Source organism: Clostridium kluyveri, from assembly GCF_001902295.1.
In the GTDB taxonomy this organism is placed as follows: Bacteria; Bacillota; Clostridia; order Clostridiales; family Clostridiaceae; genus Clostridium_B; species Clostridium_B kluyveri_B.
Genome location: NZ_CP018335.1, coordinates 1,431,126 through 1,455,397, shown reverse-complemented (window position 1 = coordinate 1,455,397; position 24,272 = coordinate 1,431,126). Strand labels below are relative to the sequence as shown.

Sequence of the window (24,272 nt, the reverse complement as noted above, 5' to 3'; positions counted from 1 at the left end):
GCTTTTTTTAAAATCAAATACAGATTATACTCAAAATTATTATATTAACTAAAAAGCTATTTTCCTTATAAGGAAAATAGCTTTTTACCAGGTTATTTTATAAAACACTATTTTTCTTATCTTTCAGAATATTATAAACAACTCTGCAGGAATTGACACCGATACATTTAAAATTTAATGCCGGTTGTCGGGTTTCAAAGGGCCAGTCCCTCCACCGCTCTTGATAAGAGTATAACGTATTAATTTTTCAAAACTTAATTTTATACTTATAAATTTCACTTATTATAACATCATATGATTTAATATGTCAACAGTTAATTTATATTGCACAAAATTTCCCTTGACATCAATATCTTTCCTACTCAAAAATTTCCTTCTCTATATTGTTGAAATTCAATTCCAATTCATCTAAAATTATATTATTCATAATTAAAATTAAACTTTTATAATTTCTAACACAATTTATAAAGAAGCTATTTTCAAATGGCCAGATAGTCTTTAGTAAGAAAATATCTTCTGTAATATCAAAAACAAAGTTAAATTGAAAAAATGTATTGACTACTAATATAATTTAGATTATAATAATATTATAATTAAATAACTTATCGAGAGAGGTAGAGGGACTGGCCCGATGAAACCCGACAACCAGCATTTTTCATTAGAATGTATTGGTGTCAATTCCTGCAGGAGATGAATCCTGACAGATAAGGATAGAATAGAATATTAATTTTTAAGATATTAAATCTACTTTCTTTTCCTTATTTGAAGTAGATTTTTTTATTTTTCATAAATTACATTGTTTAAAATGCAAAGTTTGCTGTTGATACCTTATAAAAAATACAAAGTACTTGAATGTACAAGTACTTTGCTATTGATAAGTATTTTATAAAGAAATCGCCACAATTTCTTTAAATTAAATCATTAATTTTGATTACTTAAAAAATTATTTATTTTATGTTTTTATTAACAGCAGCAAACTGGAGTATTATTCATACACATTACAGCAGTGCATCCGCATTCCATCATATTCATCATACAATCGCAACACTTTTGTATCATTTTACACATCATGTCATCTCCACTAGTCCATGACATCATCATGCCGTCCATGCTCATTTCAAATTTACACATTCCCATCATCATGTTGCATTCCATCATTTTCATTCCGTTCATCATCATAGACATACTAGCCATTCCACCACTTAACATAGAGCAAAGATTCTGCATCATAGCAGCTGCAGTTTCATCCTTTGTCATACACATGACTTTCATACCATTTTCGCATTTTTCCATCTTCATAGTTACACGTGGAATCATCATTGTATTCATTTGTGTCATAGGCATCGACATATCCATTCCCATCATATTATTGTTCATCATCATACCCTTTCCCATCATCATATTCATTTTTGTTCCCATCATTTTTTCCATTTTAAAATCCTCCTTCGACTTAATAATAAATTTTTTTAATATATTTCTAGTTTATCTAGTCAATATAAAATTATACATATAATTCTATCTTTTATTCTTAAGCCTCTGGTTTATCCAGTCAGCAGCCTGCCTTCTCGCATGAAAACAAAAACACAGCAACATCTATATATTTATTAATATATAAACACCACTACTTTATTATGGATACATTTTTTATTTATCAAACATCTATACCTCCACAAACACAATGCCTTTATACATAGGTTTATTATACCTAAATTTTATACTAATGTCAATCATAATGCTTTCATTTTTTACCATTTTCATATTTATTATTTACTAAAATAAAAATATAAAGTATAAAATTTTAAAAATTTTTATCTAAATGCTGCTATATGAGTAAACCCCCACCTGAATCTAAGAATCCCTTGATAGTATCTCCTTCAATAAATCCATATTTGTTATAGGTTCTTTACACGTAAAATTTTCACAAACGTACACAGTAACCTTACCCCTAATAGCTATATATTCCTCTATAGATGGACATATATTTTTCAATTCTTTATTTAAATGAGAATACAAAACTGAAACGGTAAAGGGATTATACTTTTTATTTATCATATCCAACACTTTTCTTGCTTCATTAATATTTTCTCCTGCAGATATGATAATTTGTTTAACAGGATATTTAAAAAATAATAATGCCACTAATGAAAAGGAACATGATATTGGCGATGATTCTATTTCATCTGCAAAATTTTCAAACAACTGTTTTACTTTATCTTCAAATTCATAACTTGTGGCTAAATAAGACAACCGAAGTAAATTTAATGCAGCTGCAGAATTTCCACAAGGAGTCGGTCCATCATATATTTCCTTAGGTCTTATTATTAGTTTCTCACTATCCTTTCCATAAAGAAAAAAACCTCCATTTTCACTATCCCAGAAAATTTCTAAAAAGTTCTGATTCAGTTCCAATGCATTTTTTAGATATTCTGGATTATAAGTTGTCTCATATAGTTCTATTAATCCCCATATCAAAAATGCATAATCATCTGCATAACCCAAAAAAGATGAATCCCCTTCACGATATCTGGCTAATAATCGGCCATCCTTTCTAATTAAATTTTTATAAATAAAATCTACAGACTTTTTTGCCGCCAAAGTATATTTGCTATTATTTAACACTCTTCCTGCCAATGCCATAGCTGCAATCATCAAACCATTCCATGAAGTTAAAATCTTGTCATCTTTATGTGGATGCACTCTTTTTTCTCTATACTTAAATAATTTTTCTCTGCAATTTTTTATAAATTGTGCATCTTCCTCTAATATGGAATTCCCTATTAAATTGGGTATATTTTTCCCTCTAAAATTACCCTGTGATGTTATATTGAAATAATAACAAAATTTACTTCCCTGTTCCTGTCCCAGTATATCTTTTATTTCTTCCTGAGACCACATATAAAATTTCCCTTCTTCTCCTTCTGAATCAGCATCTTCTGCAGAATAAAATCCACCCTCTTTAGAGGTCATATCCCTTAAAACATATTCAAATATTTCCTCTGCTACTTTGGCATATTTTTTATTTCCCGTAACCTGAAAAGTTTCTAAATAAGCCATAGCAATAAGTGCATTATCATATAACATTTTCTCAAAATGAGGTATAAGCCATTTTCTATCTACAGAATATCTGCTGAACCCATATCCTATATGATCATACATACCTCCTCTATACATAGACTCCAAAGTTTTTTCTACCATTTTCAGTGCAAAAGCATCTTTAGTTTTATAAAAATATCTTAAAAGGAAAAGTAAATTATGAGCTGAAGGAAATTTAGGGTAGCCTCCAAAGCCTCCATATAAAGTATCAAAATTCTGTTTAAATTCCAAGAAAGCTTTTTTTAGAATATCCTGTGATAATTCTCCTGATGAGTTTTTATTTAAGGTATTTATTATGTCCAGCACACTATCTCCTTCTTTAAGAAGCTGATCTTTGTTATCTTTCCACGCCTTTTGTATATATTCTAGGATAGCTATCAGTCCTAAAGCTTCTCCCATATTATCCTTAGGAAAATACGTTCCTGCCAAAAAAGGTTTTTGTTCAGGAGTCATAATAATTGTAAGTGGCCATCCTCCACTGCCAGTAATAGATTGGCAAACTCTCATATAAATACTGTCAATATCAGGCCTTTCCTCTCTATCTACTTTTACAGATACAAAATATTTATTTAATATTTCAGCAACTTCACTATCTTCAAAACTTTCTTTGGCCATAACATGACACCAATGGCAACAAGACTACTATAACCACTAATTTCAGGAATACCCAATAGATAGGAATATCGGCTTATCTTCTGCTTTTGCTCTAGAAAAGGCTTCCTCTCCCCAAGGATACCAATCAACAGGGTTATAAGCATGTTGAAGAAGATATGGCGATTTTTCTTTAGCCAGTCTATTGGGTATTCCAGTCATTAAGTTAGTCATTTTATCACTTCCTTTCCATACTATAATAATCCTTAGTATACCCCAAAAATAAAAAGGTACTACTTTTTATTTAACAGCAGCAGTACCCACTTAACTATTTAGAATATATCCCTAAATATACAACACTTAAATCTAATATAAACCAACTCAAATTATTTATTACAGTTGTATTATAACATCGTGACCTATAGGTATATCTGTAAATGGAAGAGTATATTCTTTAAAAACTAATTCAACCCCAGAAATATTGTCTGGTAATGGCGGTGATACAATAAAGTCATAGTGAAAATGCCCATCTCCACCTGTTCCATTCATCATTCGGCAATTATATTTTTCACTTATAGATAATTCAAAATGAGTATGCTGTGACTGATACTCTGATAAATCACTTGTGTCATTCCAATCTATATTGAAATTCACAATACTGGAGTTAGAATACTGACGGATAGAAACTACAGAAAAGAGCCTATTATCTATTTCAAGCGACTTTAATACTGGTAAATTCCTATAAAATCCTTCTGGCTCAATTAAAGGTCTGTATATTTTATCATTCCATAGTGAAGCAAATATCAATCTTAATAGGTCGTCGTATAAATCATATTTTTCTGCCCAGTTAGCTATGTATTCAAGAGGAGGATAACCTGGATTATTATTTGAAATTTCCTTACGTTGTTTTATTAATTGACAAATTTTCTCATCTACTTGCTTGATTCTCTCATCATAATAATTAGTTGGTCGCTTAAATGATATTCGTTTCATTCTATACCTCCTAAATAATTTTCTTCATACTTTTTTACACTTACATATCTCTTTAGAATAATTATATTATCCAAGTAGTTTTGGAATTTCGAAAGGGGATATTACAACGATAATAATTAAACTTTCTCATCCATGATAAGATTATATGAATCATTCGTTTCTTAATGCCTTTATTAATTATTCACTAAAAATTAAATCAATATCAATAATCAAATCTGTAAATATTGAACTAATGTACTTATCTCCCTTTTTGAAAGTATTGGTTATTTCATATAATCCATCTATCAAGGTGTGTTGAATGATAAACCCATTCTGGTCTACAAGGTTATATTCCAATACTCCGTATTTTTCATAAGTATAATATTTTGCTCCCTTATCTAATTTAGAAGTAGATTTTGAGAGAATCTCAAAAATTATTTTTGGTGATGTTAAGAAACTTTCACCTTTTTTTTCAGCATTACCACACATAACAAATATGTCTGGCTTATATTTTTTTATATCATTTTCACTTTTAAAGATAACCTCTATTTGTTCAGTATATGCCCTACAATTTTTTTCCCTAAAATATAATGTTAAGTATGCATTTATATTATTTAATATAATATTATGCTTTTGAGAAGTGTTAGAACTTAAATAAATGGCTCCATTATCATATTCAGCTTTCCCATTAAAATTGGCCTGAATATCTTCAAACTCATCTTCTGTATAAAATACATCTCCTATATAATTTCTCATATTGCACCTCCATAAAATATACGATTTATTCGCCTAATTTTACGACTGCATATTAATTACAATTTTATTATATCACTATTTAACTATGATTAAGAGTATTTTTGATGTAGAAACTTCCTCTTTTTTTATCTCCCTTTCTTATCTTATTGTCATAAATCTTATATTTTTATAATTTTATAATTTCTAATGTTGGAACATCTAATTTTTGTATCCCTTGTTTTAAATCATCTGGTATTATGTTATCCTTCAAGTTTTATCTTAAACCAATCTATAATCTCAGGAAATACTTCATCTAAATAATTCTGAGTACAATGTTCACCGTTCTCATAATACTTAAGAGTTTTTTCACCTTTTGCCCATCTCATCATTTTTTCTGCATGAACTTTTGGTGACGGCATCACCTCATCTTTCCCGGCATGGTAGAAAAGTAAAGGTACTTTTAAATTGGGTTGTTCTTCAATATCCCAGTCGAACTTATCTCTTACCTCTTCTAAGTTCTCACACCCAGTCATATAAGTAACTCCTCTCTGCCAAATTGGGTTTAGAGCTTTTAACCCCTTTAATCCACCTATATAAACAAGTCCGCTATTTCCAACTACCGCTTTTACTCTTGAATCATATGCTGCACATATTGGTGCTAAATACCCTCCAAGACTAAAGCCCACTAGTGCAATTTTAGCTAAGTCAATCTCATATATTTTTTGTTCTTCAAACCAATCAATAATAGCCGACACTGCCTTATGATATTCCTTTGCATCAAATTTCATCCTCTGCCACATCTCTCCTTGACCGGGTCCATCAAAAGTAAAGTGATTAAACCCCTGTTGTTTAAACAATGTCCCTTGGAAATGCCCTTCTGCTTCCTTAATATTATCCATGCCATTTACAAAAATTATAAGTGGTTTATTGTTGCTATCAGAAAGTCTTAAGTATCCTGGGATTTTAACACCATTAAAGGGTATATCTATTCGTATTGGTTTTTCTTTTTCATCATATAAACTGATTGCTTTTTTATAGCTTTTTCTGGCTTTCTCTTGTGTACTTTCTTTTTGGGTACTATCAATGAAAAATATATGCTGACCTATATGATAACAGCCTACTGCCTCATGAAACAATTTTCTTGCTTTTGTTGCATATCCATTTTGTAAAGCCTCTTCTGCCATATTATATAAATGATTCCCTTCTTTAGTCCATTCATTGCACCATTGTAACCAACTAGAAATTCTACTTACTACTCTTTTTATTCTTTCATACTCTACTCCAAAAGATAAAAATCTTCCATACCACCTGTAATAAGTTTTCTTTTCGCTAAAAATAAGATGGAATGCGAACTTTTCCTTTAAGGTTAACTTTACCATAAAACGCCTCCTTGAAATATACTGAACTCCTTGTAGTTATACATACTATAGTTATAACAACTATTATAGAAAATTTAAATGCCTATTCGGCATTTTTACATATCTTCTCTAATACATTTAGAAAAATTCCTAAGTCTTCATCAGATATATCTTTCCTAAATTGCTCATTAATTAACTTAATATAGGGTATAAGGTCTTCAAACATTTTCCTTCCTGCATCCGTAAGGTAAATACATGAGCTTCTCCTATCATTTTCATGTTTTTCTCTTACTACATACCCATTTTTCGAAAGTACATCCAGTATTCTAGTTACATTAGTTTTATCTTTGTACGTTTTTACAGCAATTTCGCTTTGAATTGAACCAGGTTCCATATATAATACATTTAGTACTGTCCATTGCTCAAAGGTAATAGGGTACCCCTTTTCTAGAAACAAGCTAAGAATTTTTCTCTTAATGCACACCTCACCTTTAATTATTAAATACCCAACTAATTTGGTATAATCATATTGTGTTTCCAAACTATCACCTACTTAAAATAAGTTGTTATAACTATAATAGCTCTACCAACTTAATTTGTCAATATACTTTCTTATACACTTAAAATTAATCAATCATATCACATCGTTCTTAGTGTTTTTACTGATTCTATTTTTTTAAATCTCTACCTTAGGCTCAATACTTTTAGTTAATTTTGTTCTTATTACAGCTGTGAAAAAAAACTATATTTTATACTTTGCCATCGCTAATTTTATCCATGATCACAACTGCTATATTATCCAAAAACTTGCTTTACGATATTCAAATAATATCTATTTGTCGGTTATAGTAACAGGAATGCCAACACTTGTGTACCCAGTAAAACTGCTTTAACTCCCTGAGAACTTAATTAAAATAAAAAAAGAGTAGGGATAAAATTAATTTCCTACTCTTCCTTCTGATTGAAAAAATTGATTTTGTAGAAGTTTTATTGACATCCTGAACATAATTATTATAAGAATTTATAAATTCATCACCATCATATTTTTGAACTATATTCCTAATAACATCTTCGGCAAATAAACCTTCTTCAAGGTTTCTACCTGTATCCCAGATATTCCATCTAAGCTCTGACACTCCCCATCAGTTACAGCAAAAGTAACATCAGTCAAGCTAGTTTTAAGCTTTATCTTAGCTGTAATTGCTAACGGATTTTTATAAATCCCAAACTTATGCCCGGTATTGCAACTTCACTATTTAGGCAATCTATATTTAAAATAAAATTCACAATATTATTTGGAACATAAGGGTCACTATACCTTTTTTGAGATTTTTTGATTTGATTTAGTTTCTGTGCATTATTTGCAAGTAAGTTACTTATAGTATTTTGTATGTTTTTAATATCTTTGCACACTACTCCAATATTATATTTCTCAGCAAATTTGGGGTTTCCTGCTTCTTGTCCAGGCAAAGCATCTGTTATTACTAAAGGCACATTACATGCTATGGCTTCCATCATAACATTAGGGCTTCCCCTTGTGAATGCAATATCAGAATCTAGCATTAAATCTTGTATATTTTCCATAAATCCATATATTTGAACAGCATGGCCATATTTTGCTGTTAATGATTTTTCTAATTTTTTTCTTAATTTTTTATTACGCCCTGCAATAACTTTTACAGTACAATTAAAATTATCAAGAAGATTTTCTGCTATTCTCCTCATATTTCCTACACCTTCACCGCCACTCATTATTAAACATTTTAGAGGTTTATCAATATCATAGTAATTACTTTCCTTGGAACTTGCTGTATGCTCATAAAACCTTGAACGAACTGGAAATCCCAATACTTGTACTTTTTCTTCTGAAACACCAAATTCAACACACTTATCTTTTGCCTCCTGGGTTGGACTTATAATATAATCAGCTCTTTTATCTGCCCATAATGGATATATACTTACTAAATCTGCAATTAAAGTAATCACTGGTATTTTTATTTTATATTCTTCTAATATATTTATAATAGAACCATTAAAATTGGGATGCACAGATAGAATTAAATCAGGTTTTATTTTTTCTAATACCTGTATAAAATTATATTTTATTTCTGACTCAATTAACCTATTAACCAATGATGGTTTAATTGACGATAAATTCCATATTAGTCTCCACAATTCTTTAACATTTCTAGTAATTGGACCATAGGATTTACCTATGCTTTTCAGAAGTTTTCCTCCTAATGAAAATCCATCTATAATATAAATTTTAACATCACTATGATCTTTGAATTTTTCATATAAAGACTCAGTTATACTTTTATGTCCATGTCCTGTAAACTCAGCAGAAATAACAAGTATATTTTTAGTCATAATATCATCCTTTCCATTAGTTAGATCTATATAATAAATCTAATAAACATTACATAAAATTTAGTTTATTTATTTTAATCAATTTAACTTTGATCTTTTAAAAAGAATCGATTTAATTTTTCTAATATCCCTATCATTACTCTTAGCCATCTTTATATAGCATAAAGCTGAAGGAATAAGAAATAGCTGAAATATTATTAACGTAATTACATAGTTATAAGGTTCACCTTTATATAAAGAAACAATAGCAAGTAAAAAACCAACACCTACATTGCCCAAAGTTCTTCCTAAACTCCCAGCCAAATTAGCTACACTAAAGGCCGTTCCCCTATGTTCAGGAAGATTTACATCCGTTATAAGTGCAAGCCAATTTGGTGTATTGGCAGATTGAGCTGCTGAAGCCAAAAGAGACAATACAAACATTGAGGTCATCCAAGGATTTACAGCTATTTGCTTCAATAAACTAAAAAAAATTAAAGCAGGATTGTTGTCATGTGGCAATGATAAGTTATTCATTGGTAATATAAACATTGCTAAATAAAAAGGTATTGTAATAAAAACAAATAGTGAAGTTATAATAGCTCTTCCTTTATAATTTTTTCTTTGAAATACATCTCCAAGGTATCCAAAAAATCCCGAAGTCAAACCACCTATTTGAAACAAGGCGAAGATATATCCTGCAGCAATAGTTGCTGTTTTTATACTGTAATGTTCATGTTGAATTTTGGAAATATATAATGTTGGAAGCCATATTAAACTTCCAGTTGTAATGTTCATAAAAAATCCCTGAAAAAACAGTAAAACATTACTGCTCTTGGAGGCTATTTCATATAAATGATTAAGCTCAATGTTGTAATTATATTCATACCCTTTTTTAATGAGCTCTTTTAATTCAGGTTCTGATTCCCCTAATTCAGGTTCTTTTATAAAAAAATATAAAACAATTAATAAAAGCCCTATTATACTGACAATTTCAAAGGGTCTTCTCCAATTTGTGGCGGCAGCAATAAGTGAAGCCATTAGTGATCCTGCTATTCCGCCAAAGCCTTGTGACATTCCCCAAAGGCTTAAAAGCATTCCTCTAAATTTATATGGAATATAATCAGTTAACACACTGAATCCAATTGACGCTATGCACCCCAATCCTATTCCAGTAAATATCTGAAAAATAAGAAGCTGAACATAAGTACTGCTGTGGGATGTTAAAAATACTGATACCGACCAAAAAATAGTTCCTGTGATAACAAGTTTCTTCCGATTAAATTTACCAGACAGATAGCCCCAGTAAATTGATGAAATGGAAGTTACTAATATATTAATAGCCGAAACAATGCCCAAGGCAGATAAAGGTACATTCAAATCTACTGCTATAGAGGAAAAAAGTGGTGGAAACAGCCCTATAATAATGTTATCAAAAGCCGCTAATATCACAAAAACAAATATAGTGTAAATTATCCTTATATTGCTATTATTCATAACGTTCATAACTCCATAATTATAGTCTTTGTTTATTTGATTTCACTTTAACTTTAGTTAACATATATATTTATAATACCCCTTTAAGTTTAAAGTACATATGTTAAATTCCGTTTTCAATTAATTTATCATATAGTTAATTTATTGTTACTACAATTACATATCCATCTATTACACGTAAAAAAAAGAGTCAGGTTGCAAAGCCTGATTCTTTCTTATAATTTTTTACCGCATTTACTACAGTAATTTTCATCTTTATTTACAATATTGCCACAAGAATTGCACTATTCATTTATTTTCGTGCCATAATAACTGAAAAATATATTTTCTTTATTTTGTATAACTCCACAATTATAACCTCTGTTTAATATTTACAGCCTGATGAATATACTTTTTTACCTGTTCTAAATTTTCATATTCTAAAATATTATCAATTATAATTTCTAATGTTGGCACATCTAATTTTTGCATACTCTGTTTTAAATCATCTGGTATTATACCAAATTTCTTAATTAAGAGCTTTACTGCAGTCCTTGCAAGAGTTTTTGTTTCACCCTTTAATTCGCCTTCTCTTAATCCCTCTCTTAATCCTTCCTGTAGTCCTTCTTCTTTACCTTTTTCATAAGGCTCTTTATATAATGCCGATGACATATAAATCTCCTCCTTTACAAATTTTTCATACTCACTCTTTTGATAAAGCTTTTTCAAACATTCTACCAGAAGAAAATAATAATCCGCATCTTTTAATCCTTCTACCGCTGTTAAACATTCCAATATATGCTCTTCTTCAGTTTCTCCATCATGATTCATAAATACCCTGAGTGGATATAATACTATATTCTTTTGACTTAGTATTTCATTTTTATCTATCTCATAGGCTTTTATAACTTTATAGTTGTATTTCATCACTTCTAAACCCTGTACTGTACTTTCAAAACTTCCTTTAATATTCCTAACATTTTCTGGTTTCTTTAGTACCATAAGTACCTGATATATTGGTAAATCATTGTGCCATTTAATATAAGTATAGTACCTCAACATCCAATACCATTTCCATAATGCCTCTGTGAGTAACTTATTTAGCGTTTGCAATTAATATATTTTCATAAACCATATTAATATGTTTAATACTTTTATATAAAAAATGCCATTAAAGCCTGCAGAGTATAAGTTATTATATATTTCGTTATTATCTAACTAATTCACATAAAATTCATATTACAAATATAAAAAACACCGTAAAATTCCTTTGAATAATACAGTGTTTTATACTTTAAATTTGTTTCTTTGTTATAACCGGTTTTCCTTCTGAATCGAGCAATACAGTCAACCCTCCAGAACTTCCATTGCTAACATATAAATAGTTTACTCCAGTTTCTCTGTCGACTATTATCCTATAGCCTTCCATGACCCCTTGGTTAAATACAGTCTCAAAACGTTTATCTTTCATATTATCACCACTTTTCTAAATGGATAATTCTTAATTATATAATACACCGTATTATTCAATTTTCAAATAATGATTTTCCATTTAATTAATGTCACATTATTTAGAAAGACTTTTATCCAATAGATTAGATAACAAACAAAGGTTCTCTACCATAATTCTTCTTTGTTCTGGTGACATATTCCCAAAAGCCTCTACTTCTGCTAATTTAAGTTTTTCAAGTATACTGCTTGCATATTGACTTCCCTTATCCGTAAATCTAACAATTTTGTTCCTACGATCTTTAGGGTTCAATTCTCTCAAGATATATCCTTTTTTCTCAAGTCCAGATAGTATTAACGAGACTGTTTGTTTCGGCAAACTCAATTTATCTCGAATTTCATTTTGAGTACAATAAGGGGAACTTTTATTTATTACATACAAAGTAAACAAGGTTGTATCTTGAATTTCATGTCTCCTCGACCAAACACGATAAATATCATTAATTTTAAACCAAGATCGATAATAAACATATAATAGTTCAGTAAATTCCTTTTCTTCACTCATGTCTTGTACACTCTTCCTTCAATTATAAAATAATACTACCCTAATTATAAAAGAAGTTAGTGACTAACACCACTGAAATTTAGTCCTATGACCCCTAATACAATAAAAAGTATAGATACCATTTTTAACACACTGACACTTTCTTTAAAAACAAAAATTCCTATCACTGATATAATAGTAATTCCTGCTGCTCCCCATACAGCATATGCTACACTAACAGGTATCTTCTTTAATGACATTGATAGAAAAATAAAGCATAACCCATATGTTAAAAGTGTTCCTAGTGCTGGTAGTAATTTTGTAAATCCTTCAGAATTCTTCATAAAAGTAGTTCCTAAGGTTTCAAGAATAATAGCTAAAATTAAATAAACCCATTCCATAGTAAAAACCTCTTCTAAATAATATTAGTCTGATATTGGACTAATATTATTATACTAAAAAACCATACTTTAGTCAACATTTTCCAAGGCGAGTGCCTCTGTTGAATTTGGCCTGACTATCACAGTTTCTTAATGCTGTAGTTCAACAAGCTAATAACATAAACTTTACAAATAATTAATAGGCATCAAATAATAGCAGTGTATTCTGTCTTCAAATAATAATTTAATTTCTTAAGCATAAATAAACTCTAAAATTTTATACAAGTATTCCTGTAATAAAGAGTTTTAGACTTTGAATGAAATAAAAAAACCTGATATAAATATATTGTGTCACTTGCAAGAAGACAACAACAATCTATATCAGGAGGAAAACAATATGAATAATCGAATTATAGTTCCTAACACATTAATATTAGGGATAGACATAGCAAAGGAAAATCACTATGGTCAATTTGTAGTAAATGGTGAATATATAAAAAAGCCGTTCCTTATAAAGAATACCAGAGAATCTTTCGAATGTCTATTAGATTCAATCAGACAATTAAAGGCGAAATATAACTTAGATTATGTATTAGTAGGAATGGAGCCAACAGGTCACTATTGGAAGAGTCTTGCTTACTACTTAAAAAGTCAAGGGATAGAGCTATGCTTGGTCAATCCATATCATGTTAATAAAATTAAGGAGCTTGAAGATAATAGTCCAACTAAGAATGACAAAAAAGATGCCAAGATTATTTCTAAACTTATATATCAAGGTCAATACCTAAACTGCATGTTTGAGGAAGAACTCTACGTAAATCTTCGATTATGCAGCAACAATAGGCAAGAGCTAAAAAAACAGTTTATCTCAGAAAAAGTAAGACTAATAGCGCTATTAGATGAATACTTTCCAGAATTTAAAAAGATGTTTTCAGATATCTTAGGAAAGTCCGCTTTATGTATACTGAAAACATGTCCTTTCCCACAAGATATAGTGAATATAGGAGTTTCTGAGCTTACTCAAAAGCTTCTAGATGCTACACATAATCGTGTTGGATTTAAGAAAGCAGAGCTGGTTTTTAATGCAGCTAAAACTTCAATAGGAGTGCCTGTAGGGCTTGAAGGGGCCAGATATAGATTAAGGCTTATTTTAAGGCAATTAGAAGCTTTACAAAAGGAACTAGATGATGTGGAAAAGCTCATGGAAGAATATCTTTTGCAGACAGGTTATTCAGAATATTTACTTAGCATAAAAGGTGTAGGCATAGTAACAGCTGCGGGTTTTCTAGCTGAAATTGGAGACATATCAAAATATGACAGCTATAAGCAAATACAGAAAGTGGCAGGACTTAACTTGAAAGAAACCAGCTCTGGCATGAAAAAAGGTAAAACTAAAATTAGTAAAAGAGGTCGTTCAAATTTAAGAAATATTCTATATCAGGCAGCAACTGTTATGGTAGCTAAGAATGCTGCATTTAAAGAAATATATACCCATTTAACGAAAAGACAGGAAAATCAATTAACCGGAAAACAAGCAATAGTTGCACTAAGTGTAAGACTTATAAAAGTTATGTACACTTTATGCAAGAAAAAAACAACATATACACATGACAAAGTTCATGGGTTGACAAGTTATCAACAAGCAGCTTAATTTAATATATGCATAGGTATATTGAAATTTATAGTTCTTTAAGAGTAAGGTAAAGCGCGTTCAAACCCCCATAAGGGCTTAATTGACCCAGTATACGAGGATTAATGCTAGCACCTGCTCTAAAATGCAGAACGAAGGAATGTAGAGACATAGATATGTACTCCGTGAGACATGGTAGGGTAAGCATTAGAGCTATATAGGTGTGTTTCCTTCAAAATATTGGAATATCACTTACACTCTTATGCACACGTTCAACCTTCTCCATCCAGTATTACCTATATATTCAATATACTCACATATTTAAATTTAACCACTTGTTTATAAATAATGAAATTCTATGAAAATAGAAGTAAATAAAAGATAAATTAAAATTTATTGAGGTAGGTGGGAAAACGCATGAATAGAATTAAATTCAAGAATTCGCTTCGTGTGAAATCAGTAATTATAGTTCTCAGTTTAGTTTTTTTAAGTTCAGGTTCTATTACATGGCTAAATTATATAAAGGCAAAACAGGAGCTCCTAAATACAATGGATAAAAGTGCCTCCCAGACTGTTAAAATCAATGCACAGCAATTATCATCGTGGGTACAAACAAGGCTTGCTGAAGTGACAATTATTTCAAACACAAAAGAAGTAAAATCCATGAATCCCCAGATCGCCATGCCTTATCTTAATGGGGAGCAGAAAAGACTGCAAAATGAATACACAACAATAGGTATTTCTGATTCCAACGGAAATCTGATGCTGCAAGATGGAAAAGGAGGTAATTTTTCCGTTGACATACATACTGAAGAATCCTTTCCTAAGATAATGAAGGGGACAAGCTTTATTTCAAATCCTTTTGTTGACAAGGCGGATTCATCACGTTTTATTATTACGGCTGAAGTTCCCGTTACAGATGAAAATGGTAAAATTATAGGATTGGTAAGTGGTGCAAGCTCAATAAATACGGTATTTGAGGCAAATACTAAGTTCCATTTAGGGAAAAATGACAAGGTATTTATTATTGATAAAGACGGTTTGGTTCTTCATCATCCAGATAAAAAAATGATTTTAAAATATAATATGCTTAAGGATGGAAATCCAGTATATAATAATGTTATTAAAAACCTTGTTGCTTTAAAAAATGGAAAACAGACAATCAAGATTGACGGTGAAGAAAGGATAATTTTTTCTGAGGCCGTGCCCGATACGAATTGGTTTATGATCCTTGATGTACCTGTAAGGGAATATACAAGTGTTTTGAATAACATGGCTTTGATGGCAATTGGTATAACATTTGCCTTTATTCTATGTATCAGTATATTGATCATTATATTGTTAAATAACTTTTTCTTGAGAATTAACAGAATTGCTTCAAAAATAGGTAAAATTGCAGCCGGAGGCGGAAATTTAAGTGAAACGATTAATGAAAATCATAAAGATGAAATAGGACAGCTTGCAATTAACTTTAATAAAATGCAGAAATCACTTGGGGCATTGATTGGTATCATTGTAAAGGAATCTAATTTAGTTAAACAAAATATATATATCGTAGAAGACAATATGGATAAGTTAAATGAGAGAATTGAAGATGTTTCGGCCACCACCGAGCAGATGTCGGCAGGCATGGAGCAAACAGCAGCTTCAACCCATCAAATGAATCAAGTATCCGATAATGTGGAAGGCACTATTGGTTCAATTTCAAGAAGGGCTCAGGAGTGCGCAACTTCTGCTGTAGAAATCAGAAAAAAGGCGGAAGTTCTTTGCAATAGTGCTTATGAATCACAGAAAACTGCAGCCCAAACCAGTTCACATGTAAATGAGAAGCTTAGAAACGCAATTAACCAATCAAAAGAGATTGAAAAAATAGATGCTCTGTCTGATTCCATATTGCAGATTGCCTCTCAGACAAATCTTTTGGCATTAAATGCCTCTAAGGATCATATTGAATATAAGAAATTTGCAGGAAAGTTAATTCTTACACCTTAAAAATATAGTGCTAAAGATGACTATACTATAATGTCCATGGTGGAAAATGGGTTAGGTATAAGTATATTATCTGAATTGGTTCTTACAAGAAACCCTTATCAAATATAATAATCAAGCCTACATATTAATTAAACGATAAATATTATAGTATTTTAAATTTAAAAGAGGAGGTAATACTTATAGATATTAATGCCATTGGAACTGCAAATAAAGGACTTAATGATTTAAATTATGCTGCTAAAAACAATATAAAAAAATCATACGACAGGGATAGACTAAGCGATAACACTTCAAAGACTGAAGTAGAAAAACAGAACTTAGGAACTGATACATTTATCAAATCTACAGAAGAAGATGCAGAAAAATCAACCTATAAACCTACAAAAAAGAAACTCTTCACAGAAGAAATTACAGCTTTAAAAGAAGAACAGGATAACTTTAAAGCAGAACTTATAAAAAAATTTATAAGTGATACCATAAACGCCCAAAATAGTCTCTCTGAAAGATCAACTGGAAGCAAAATTACCGGTATATCAGAAGAGACTACAGATTTACTTACTAAAATATTTGGTTCTGTAGAAAATGCATATCCTCCACTTGCAGCAACTCCAGAGGATGCACAAAAAGCAATATCTGAAGATGGAGCATATTCTATAAATGCAGTAGCAGATCGTATTATGAGTATGGCAAAATTTATAGCAGGAGATAATTCAGACAAACTACAACAGATGAGAGAAGCCGTAGAAAAAGGATTCTCACAGGCAGGATTGGACTTTAATAAAGCAACTGACAGCGATTTACCACAAATTTGTAAAGACACCTGTGCTGAGGTTATGAGAAGATTCGATGAATTACAAGACAGTACTAGTAACGCTGCTAAAGAAGTTATAGATGACCAATAGACCAATAAAGGAAGTTAATTTTTATAACTTCCTTATTTTAAATTCTTATACTATAAAATCTATTTGTTGAACAGTACCCACAGTACCATTTTCCCCTACAAAAATTCCAGAGTTTCTTACTTCTGCTAAACTCTTATTCTCAGTATCTTTCATAGAAAATTCAGTACCTATATTCCCTAAATAAATGGCTCCTATGCCTTTTTCTCCTAGGGCAAAAAGTTTATCATTCCCTTCTTCATCCTTAGTCCATATTCTCAATTTATTAAAAATATCATCGTTTTCATCAATCCAATTGTTGTGATCGCTGTCATATTTGGCTAAATCCTCAAATCCATTTCCAGAATTAGGGCCAAATAATTCTCTTCCATCATTTATGACTCCATCCCCATTTAAATCTAGCGAAAGAAATCCGCTTCCATTTTTTAAAGAAGAGATTTGATCTTCCTTCCCATCTGAATCTAAATCAAAACTAAATTTCGTAGAATTAAGTTCTGCGGCCTTCCCATCAAAATTAATTACCAAAGGATCAATTGGTTTATCCCCTGCCTGAAGGGATAAATTGGTCTCTGTATAAAAAGATCTGCTCATATTGAGCTCTATGTCAAAATTTATCTCTTTTCCATCTGCAGTATGAATTAAACCAGAAGATTTAAAAGAAGTTTTCTCCTTTTCCAAATAGGATTCATTAAGATTATACTGAAAGCCCCAACCTAACTGAGGGCCCCTATTAGAATTTGTGCTTAAATTTTGAAAATTAACAGGTGAATTCAATTTAATGCTTTCTGGCATTTGAATGTTCAATTCTGCAGCAGATTTAAGTCTGATTTTCCTCTTAAAAACCGCACTTAAAAAATCTTCTAAAATTTTAAGTTTCAAGTCACCTTCTGTTGTAACTGCACAGCCTATATCTATACTATTAGTTACCCTGCTGAACTCTAAAGTTTTTTCCGCATACCCCTCTATTCCTTTTAGAGATTCTTTTTCCTTTTCCATAAAGTCCTGTGCTTCATCTGACAGTTCTAGTTTATCTCCATCTACTAAGTCTTCAGTAAACTCTTTAAGCTGCTGCGGCATGCTGCTCCCATAATCTTCCCATGCATTTAAATTCTCTACTTTCTGATAAGCTTTTACCAAACTATGTTGACTAGACATTTGAATACTTGAATCTTGAATCTTCATAATTTTACCTCCCTGTTATTAATTCATTCTTAAATCCAGATAAAGTTTACTACCAAAACCTTGTCCATCTGAATCTCAGAATAACCTATCTAAGAGGCTATTAGTGCATATTCTCCACTTTCAAAAAACTATGGAGATTAAAAGTGATAGCCTCTTAGATAGATATTAAAGCCACTTCCCTGTTAGCTTTTGAATTATTGCATATAATATGTTAAAATACGCCATAAATAATTCTATATATTTTATCGTATTTTTAAGATTCATCTTAAATCTACATAATAATTTTACGTATATTAAATGCTTCTAATATTCTCATTGATATATTATTCATATTGTTCTCATTTAATTAATAATATATCAAAAAAACACTTGATTTTATAATTTTTTTATATTAAAATATAAAAAATTCACCATTATAAATTTTTATTTAAGGGGAGAACTATTTTATGGAACATGTTGTAATAGAAGTTATAGAATCTAAATGTAATTGTTATAGAAAAGGGGACAAGATATCTATAAAAAATGCACTTATAGATATGGAAAATACAGATAATATATGTGTAATGGCATTACAATCTTTTTTTCCCTTTGTATTTGCCGCTAGAAAAGGTGTTACCCCTGAACAGATGGGCTTTGGAGAAAAACTTATAGTTCAATGTCCTGATTACTGTGATGAAGTTATATTCCAAATTAAAAAAATTTAATTAGCATATCTACAGTAAAATTCAATAAATAAATTTATATATTAATCTTACTATAAATATACAAAATTAAACGCTTCAACATAACCTATAAAATCTAACTGACTAAGGTCTTCTAAGGTTCAGATAGAAAAACATTCTTCATGAAAAGTTTATGGCTGAACCTTAAAATCACTTGGTTATCTAATCTATGTATTTAACAAGAGAATATTTTGACATTTTTTATCTCTTTTTTCAAAATTATTACGTATATAACCTTTTACTTTTTATTATATGTACACAAGAATAATTTAATATTCAAATATCCCCATATTTTCACATAAATAAATCATAAGTTTTTTATCCTTCAGTATTTTCTTATAAGAACATAAAAATTCATTTAACTCGGTATCCTGTAAATTTATTTTTCCAGTACTTTCCAAAATTACTTTTTCTTCACTTATGAATATGGATAAGTTATTTACAGAATTATTTATAGTATATGTAGTCATTAGTACATTTCCTATGTCTTTTTTATATTTTTCTTGAAAACTCAAAGTTTTTCTAATGGTTTCATAATCATTTCCCTTTTCTAAAGATGATATGTCAATTCCCATACTCTTCATTTGTTTTTCTATGTCTTCTATGTTAAATCCATACCTTTTCATAAGTTCTTTTTGAATGTTAAACAGCTTTTCATGAGATATATTATTTTTTTCCATATACTTTTGAATCTTTTCAGAAAAATCGGCCATAGTTAATTTACCTTGAGACATATCATAGCTGAGTCCATATACATAATCTTCAAACTTCTCCACATCTTTTTCTCTGGCTTTGTTTTTAAGAACATTAAAATCTACAATCCTATCATCATCCATAAAAAATTCCTCCTTAACAATATAATAAAGGCATAATTATGAATACCTTCATACCTTCATACCTTCAATACTATAATACTATAAATCACAGCAAAATTCCTGCTTTATCGTAAATTAGACGCCATAGGTAAAATATACTTGATATTTTCATCACAATCTTTATTTTAATCATTTTATTCAACAGTTTCTTTATTTTAATTATACGTAAAAGATATATTATTATTCTTTATAAAAAAATTAAAGTCAACTATATTGGTTATTGTCATATTTAAATATTCAAAATCATATATTTTCTCAAATGTAACTGTTTATCCGACCACTACCATTAAGGAGATGATTTAAATTTGGAATCCACTATTATATTAATAATAATACTAACTGCTTCTGTACTTGGGAGAGCTAATTCTGTGGCAATAGCTACCTGCTTTCTTTTGATCTTGAAGCTTTTAAATGCAGATAAATTTATATTTCCCTATTTACAAGAAAACGGATTATTTCTAGGTTTAGTAATACTTATAGCATCCATTTTAATACCTATTGCCGATGGAAATGTAAGCTATATAAACATTAGAAATGTATTTACCTCATGGCTTGGAGTATTTGCTCTTTTGGTTTCCCTTTTTACAACTTATTTAAGTGGACTTGGTATGAACTACTTAACTATTCAAGGTCACAGTGAAATTATGCCTGCTTTAATTTTAGGAGCAGTAATTGCCGCTGCTTTTTTAGGTGGTGTTCCTGTAGGCCCTATGATAACCTCTGGATTGATTGCTTTAGGCTTGAAATTATTTAATAAAATAGGCTCTTAAATATAGCCACATCATTATTTCATACTAGAGCATTTTGTTGAAAATATAAAGATAATTACTTGTATTATAAAATTGAAAGGATTATACTTTTATATAGAAAACGTTATAATGGACATACGTTTGCAATTGCTATAAACTTAAAATAAATAATTGAAAAGGATGTGTTTCACATGACAAAAAGAAAAATTTTAATACCAGTAGACGGTACTGACCGAAGTATGCACTCTCTTGATTGGATAAAAAAATTATTTGAAAAAGATGAAATACAAGTGACTCTCATGAATGTTGTAGAAATGTTTATGGCAAAAGATACCATGATAAAAGATAAAATGTACAGGGCAAAGCAAATAAGCCATAGAGTTTTAGATAAGGCTGAAAAAGAGCTTGATGGTTATGAAGTAGAAAAATACCTTACTTTTGGATATGCTGATGATAAAATATTAAAAAAAGCAGAACAGGATAAATTTGATATGATAGTTATGACAAGATCCACAAAGACAGCTTTAGATAGAATGATTGGTTCTGTAACCAGCAAAATTATAAAAAATGCAGATACATTAGTTGCTATCATTCCAGAATAAACTTAATTATAAAATTTTGATAAGGAAATATATTTATATCACAGTAGATATAAATATATAAGAACTCTTATATAACATATTATTGAAAAGGATGTGTTTTACATGACAAAGAAAAAAATTTTAGTGCCTTTAGACGGAACTGATCGAAGTATGCACTCTCTTGACTGGCTAAAAAAATTATTCAAGGAAGATAAAGTAACAATAACCCTTATGACTATCAGAGAGATCGTCATGGCAAATGATATGACTATAACAAATTCTACTATAGAGCAAGCTCAAAAAGACATGGATGAAGTATTGGACAAAGCCGAGAAAAAGCTTCAAGGCTATGAAGTAGAAAAATATAGTGATTTTGGCTCTGCTCCTGACAAAATATTACTAAAATCAAAGTTAGATAATTACGATGTAATAATTATGACTAAATCCAATAAAAAGGGACTGGCTAGAATTATTGGTTCTGTAACTAACAAGGTCTTGAAAAATGCAGATACATTAGTTATTGTCGTTCCAGAATAAGGTATATGTTTGTTTTCAGGGTCATAAGCCTTTAAAGTATTATGACCCACATACATTTTTAAATTTATTTCACTTTAAACTTCTTAACCTGTTCTCTCATAAGTTCTGCCTGATTTGAAAGTTCTTCACTGGCAGAAGCACTTTCTTCGGATGCAGTTGAATTTTGCTGTACTACTTCTGATACCTGCATTATCCCTCCTTTAATCTGCTCAATGCCTGCAGCTTGTTCACTGGAAGCAGAAGCTATTTCTCTTACTATATTGTCTACTTTTATAACACCTTTTACAATTTTATCAAAAGCTTCCGCCGTTTCATGTACAATTTTAGTACCTCTTTCTGATTTTTTAATTGAATTTTCTATCATAGAAGTGGTTTCTTTTGCTGCATCTGCTGATTTGGCAGCCAAATTTCTTACCTCTTCTGCCACTACTGCAAAACCTTTTCCGTACTGCCCTGCCCTTGCAGCTTCTACAGCTGCATTCAATGCCAAGATATTTGTCTGAAATGCAATTTCATCTATAACTTTTATGATTTTATGTATATTTTCCGATGCCGCATTTATCTCATCCATACTTTGGAGCATTTCTTTCATGTGTGAACTTCCTTCATTTGCACTGTTTTTAACTTCTTCTGTAAGTTTATTTGATTCATTTGAATTATCTGCATTAAATTTCGTGCTTGAAGAAATTTCTTCTAAGGAGGCTGTAAGCTGTTCTATGGAACTAGCTTGCTCAGAGGCCCCTTGAGAAAGAACTATACCTGAATCAGCTATCTGTTTGGATCCCATGGCTACCTGATCTGCCGCAGAATTAATACTTTTTATAACTTCATTTAGATGAGCCGCCATTTTTTTAAAACTATTCTCAAGTATTCCTATTTCATCCCTGGAATCAACCTTGATCTCAATATTTAAATCTCCTTCTGCAATTTTATTTGCAGAATACATAATTTCCGTTATAGGTTTACTTACAGATGATGATATAAATATTCCAAGCACTAATGCAGCAATTACCCCTATAGCCATTAAAACTATAACTAATATCTTTACTGTATGGGCAGTTTGACCATTGCTATCTGAAAAACTTTTAGCATTACTCTCCTTAAGACTTGCAATAGCTTTTAAATCACTTTCCATATTTTCTTGAACTTTTGTAAGTTCGCTATAAATCAAATTGGCAGCTTCATCATTTTTACTATTTTTCGATAATTCAATAACTTTATTGGCTATGTCCATATATTTAGATTTGTTTTCCTTAAGATTTTGGATTTTTTGTTTTCCCTGATCAGTTATAAGCGTTTTTGAAAATTCTTCTAATTCATCATCAAAGTTATTACTATTTACCTTTACATTATCTGAATATTTCACAATGTTAGTCTCATCCTTTGATAAAACCACGTCTCTTAAAGCAGTTCTTATATTATTATAAGAGCTGGTCATTGTAACTAATTCTCCCAAAGGTACTGTCATCTTTTCATATAACTCAGTATCTAACTCGTTTACCTTGCTTATACCATTTATTCCCACAAGACCAATAACAAGCATAATTATTACCATCATACCAAAACCAGTTAATAACCTAATTCCTATTTTAAAATTATTAAACCACTTCATATCTTATCTCCTTTAATGTTAAATATTATCTGACAAAACATCTATTTCTTCATCACTTAATAACTTATTGCAATTCAAAATCAGCCTTATGCTGTTTTGTGATTTTCCTATACCTCTTACAAACCTATTTTTATGGTTTCCTATTTCTGGCGGATCTACAATCTCTGAATCAGATATATCCGCTACTTCCAATACACTATCCACAATTAGGCCTATGGTTATATCCTCCATTTCTATCACTATAATGCATGTCCTATCATTGTATTCCCTATACTCCTCTTTAAATCTCAATCTTACATCCATTACCGGTATAATCTTACCTCTCAAATTTATTATACCTTTTATATATTCAGGTAACTCTGGCACCTTGCTTATAGATTGAATTCCTATTATTTCAATAACATATTTAATATCTATACCATAGAATTCATTTGCCAGTGCAAATATAAGATACTTATCCTTTTGGGTATCTTCTCCATCTTCCACAAAAATATCATATACAGGTTTAGTCATATTTACAGATCCCTTCACTACAAATTATTTTAT

Annotated in this window: 24 protein-coding genes, 3 pseudogenes and 2 riboswitches; of the genes and pseudogenes, 8 read left to right on the top strand and 19 right to left on the bottom strand. The window is 30.2% G+C overall.

Annotated features, from left to right (window positions below; all coding sequences use genetic code 11):
• Positions 1-113: 113 nt before the first annotated feature.
• A riboswitch (SAM riboswitch) is annotated at positions 114-230 on the bottom strand.
• Between the two features lie 369 nt (positions 231-599).
• A riboswitch (SAM riboswitch) is annotated at positions 600-711 on the top strand.
• Between the two features lie 252 nt (positions 712-963).
• From BS101_RS07110 to BS101_RS07040, 14 genes and pseudogenes are all read right to left on the bottom strand, one after another.
• Positions 964-1,365, bottom strand: coding sequence for a hypothetical protein (locus BS101_RS07110; RefSeq protein WP_416232343.1), 402 nt, complete (start codon positions 1,363-1,365; stop codon positions 964-966).
• A 483-nt stretch (positions 1,366-1,848) separates the two neighbouring features.
• A pseudogene (locus tag BS101_RS07105) lies at positions 1,849-3,918 on the bottom strand (thioredoxin domain-containing protein).
• Positions 3,919-4,077: 159 nt separating this feature from the next.
• Positions 4,078-4,677: a hypothetical protein gene (locus BS101_RS07095; protein WP_073538189.1), complete on the bottom strand. Its 600-nt coding sequence runs from the start codon at positions 4,675-4,677 to the stop codon at positions 4,078-4,080.
• A gap of 177 nt (positions 4,678-4,854) precedes the next feature.
• Positions 4,855-5,412: a Uma2 family endonuclease gene (locus BS101_RS07090; RefSeq protein ID WP_073538188.1), complete on the bottom strand. Its 558-nt coding sequence runs from the start codon at positions 5,410-5,412 to the stop codon at positions 4,855-4,857.
• Positions 5,413-5,651: 239 nt separating this feature from the next.
• A complete protein-coding gene (locus BS101_RS07085) occupies positions 5,652-6,770 on the bottom strand; it encodes an alpha/beta hydrolase family protein (RefSeq protein WP_073538187.1) in 1,119 nt (372 codons plus the stop codon).
• Positions 6,771-6,852: 82 nt separating this feature from the next.
• The gene (locus BS101_RS07080) at positions 6,853-7,290 is read right to left on the bottom strand and encodes a MarR family winged helix-turn-helix transcriptional regulator (protein ID WP_073538186.1); all 438 of its coding nucleotides are present in this window, start codon (positions 7,288-7,290) and stop codon (positions 6,853-6,855) included.
• Between the two features lie 364 nt (positions 7,291-7,654).
• Positions 7,655-7,885 carry a hypothetical protein gene (locus tag BS101_RS07075; protein ID WP_073538185.1) on the bottom strand — a complete coding sequence of 77 codons (231 nt, stop codon included), beginning with the start codon at positions 7,883-7,885 and terminating at the stop codon, positions 7,655-7,657.
• 67 nt (positions 7,886-7,952) lie between these two features.
• Positions 7,953-9,119 carry an MGDG synthase family glycosyltransferase gene (locus BS101_RS07070; protein ID WP_073538184.1) on the bottom strand — a complete coding sequence of 389 codons (1,167 nt, stop codon included), beginning with the start codon at positions 9,117-9,119 and terminating at the stop codon, positions 7,953-7,955.
• Between the two features lie 78 nt (positions 9,120-9,197).
• A complete protein-coding gene (locus tag BS101_RS07065; RefSeq protein WP_198039573.1) occupies positions 9,198-10,595 on the bottom strand; it encodes an MFS transporter in 1,398 nt (465 codons plus the stop codon).
• Between the two features lie 215 nt (positions 10,596-10,810).
• A pseudogene (locus tag BS101_RS24550) lies at positions 10,811-10,873 on the bottom strand (zinc-ribbon domain-containing protein); the annotation flags it as partial.
• Positions 10,874-10,946: 73 nt separating this feature from the next.
• Positions 10,947-11,576, bottom strand: a complete 630-nt coding sequence (locus BS101_RS07055) for a DUF4351 domain-containing protein (protein ID WP_198039572.1) — start codon at positions 11,574-11,576, stop codon at positions 10,947-10,949.
• A 292-nt stretch (positions 11,577-11,868) separates the two neighbouring features.
• Positions 11,869-12,045 carry a DUF6440 family protein gene (locus BS101_RS07050; protein ID WP_073538182.1) on the bottom strand — a complete coding sequence of 59 codons (177 nt, stop codon included), beginning with the start codon at positions 12,043-12,045 and terminating at the stop codon, positions 11,869-11,871.
• A 96-nt stretch (positions 12,046-12,141) separates the two neighbouring features.
• The gene (locus BS101_RS07045; protein WP_073538181.1) at positions 12,142-12,588 is read right to left on the bottom strand and encodes a MarR family winged helix-turn-helix transcriptional regulator; all 447 of its coding nucleotides are present in this window, start codon (positions 12,586-12,588) and stop codon (positions 12,142-12,144) included.
• 56 nt (positions 12,589-12,644) lie between these two features.
• Positions 12,645-12,968 carry a DMT family transporter gene (locus BS101_RS07040; protein ID WP_073538180.1) on the bottom strand — a complete coding sequence of 108 codons (324 nt, stop codon included), beginning with the start codon at positions 12,966-12,968 and terminating at the stop codon, positions 12,645-12,647.
• A gap of 376 nt (positions 12,969-13,344) precedes the next feature.
• Between BS101_RS07040 and BS101_RS07035 the strand changes: the two genes are divergently transcribed.
• The 3 genes and pseudogenes from BS101_RS07035 to BS101_RS23735 all read left to right on the top strand — a co-directional run.
• Positions 13,345-14,598: an IS110 family transposase gene (locus BS101_RS07035; RefSeq protein WP_073538179.1), complete on the top strand. Its 1,254-nt coding sequence runs from the start codon at positions 13,345-13,347 to the stop codon at positions 14,596-14,598.
• Between the two features lie 396 nt (positions 14,599-14,994).
• Positions 14,995-16,569, top strand: a complete 1,575-nt coding sequence (locus BS101_RS07030; RefSeq protein ID WP_073538178.1) for a methyl-accepting chemotaxis protein — start codon at positions 14,995-14,997, stop codon at positions 16,567-16,569.
• Between the two features lie 3 nt (positions 16,570-16,572).
• Positions 16,573-16,674 (top strand): annotated as a pseudogene (locus BS101_RS23735) (LysR substrate-binding domain-containing protein); the annotation flags it as partial.
• Between the two features lie 265 nt (positions 16,675-16,939).
• Here BS101_RS23735 and BS101_RS23730 read toward each other — a convergent pair.
• Complete coding sequence (locus BS101_RS23730) at positions 16,940-17,287, bottom strand: hypothetical protein (protein ID WP_242951422.1); 348 nt, start codon at positions 17,285-17,287, stop codon at positions 16,940-16,942.
• Here BS101_RS23730 and BS101_RS23725 point away from each other — a divergent pair.
• Positions 17,253-17,471, top strand: a complete 219-nt coding sequence (locus tag BS101_RS23725; protein WP_242951421.1) for a hypothetical protein — start codon at positions 17,253-17,255, stop codon at positions 17,469-17,471. The two genes, BS101_RS23730 and BS101_RS23725, sit on opposite strands and share 35 nt — an antisense overlap.
• 45 nt (positions 17,472-17,516) lie before the next feature.
• On the opposite strand, the gene BS101_RS07020 is transcribed toward BS101_RS23725, so the two are convergent.
• Positions 17,517-18,650: a hypothetical protein gene (locus BS101_RS07020; RefSeq protein WP_073538176.1), complete on the bottom strand. Its 1,134-nt coding sequence runs from the start codon at positions 18,648-18,650 to the stop codon at positions 17,517-17,519.
• Positions 18,651-19,096: 446 nt separating this feature from the next.
• On the opposite strand from BS101_RS07020, the gene BS101_RS07015 reads away from it, so the two are divergent.
• On the top strand, positions 19,097-19,354 hold the full coding sequence (locus BS101_RS07015; protein WP_012101509.1) for a TIGR04076 family protein: 258 nt from the start codon (positions 19,097-19,099) through the stop codon (positions 19,352-19,354).
• A 287-nt stretch (positions 19,355-19,641) separates the two neighbouring features.
• On the opposite strand, the gene BS101_RS07010 is transcribed toward BS101_RS07015, so the two are convergent.
• Positions 19,642-20,208: a DUF3867 domain-containing protein gene (locus tag BS101_RS07010; RefSeq protein WP_073538175.1), complete on the bottom strand. Its 567-nt coding sequence runs from the start codon at positions 20,206-20,208 to the stop codon at positions 19,642-19,644.
• Between the two features lie 344 nt (positions 20,209-20,552).
• On the opposite strand from BS101_RS07010, the gene BS101_RS07005 reads away from it, so the two are divergent.
• The 3 genes from BS101_RS07005 to BS101_RS06995 all read left to right on the top strand — a co-directional run bounded on the left by BS101_RS07005 (position 20,553) and on the right by BS101_RS06995 (position 22,114).
• Positions 20,553-21,017, top strand: a complete 465-nt coding sequence (locus BS101_RS07005; protein ID WP_073538174.1) for a DUF441 domain-containing protein — start codon at positions 20,553-20,555, stop codon at positions 21,015-21,017.
• 170 nt (positions 21,018-21,187) lie between these two features.
• Positions 21,188-21,598 (top strand): universal stress protein, encoded by a 411-nt coding sequence (locus tag BS101_RS07000; RefSeq protein ID WP_073538173.1) that lies wholly within the window; start codon positions 21,188-21,190, stop codon positions 21,596-21,598.
• 102 nt (positions 21,599-21,700) lie between these two features.
• Entirely contained in the window at positions 21,701-22,114 is a 414-nt protein-coding gene (locus tag BS101_RS06995; RefSeq protein WP_073538172.1) for a universal stress protein, read from the top strand.
• A gap of 64 nt (positions 22,115-22,178) precedes the next feature.
• On the opposite strand, the gene BS101_RS06990 is transcribed toward BS101_RS06995, so the two are convergent.
• Together BS101_RS06990 and BS101_RS06985 are read right to left on the bottom strand one after the other, a co-directional pair.
• On the bottom strand, positions 22,179-23,726 hold the full coding sequence (locus BS101_RS06990; RefSeq protein WP_073538171.1) for a methyl-accepting chemotaxis protein: 1,548 nt from the start codon (positions 23,724-23,726) through the stop codon (positions 22,179-22,181).
• A gap of 18 nt (positions 23,727-23,744) precedes the next feature.
• On the bottom strand, positions 23,745-24,239 hold the full coding sequence (locus tag BS101_RS06985; RefSeq protein WP_073538170.1) for a chemotaxis protein CheW: 495 nt from the start codon (positions 24,237-24,239) through the stop codon (positions 23,745-23,747).
• Between the last annotated feature and the right edge of the window lie 33 nt (positions 24,240-24,272).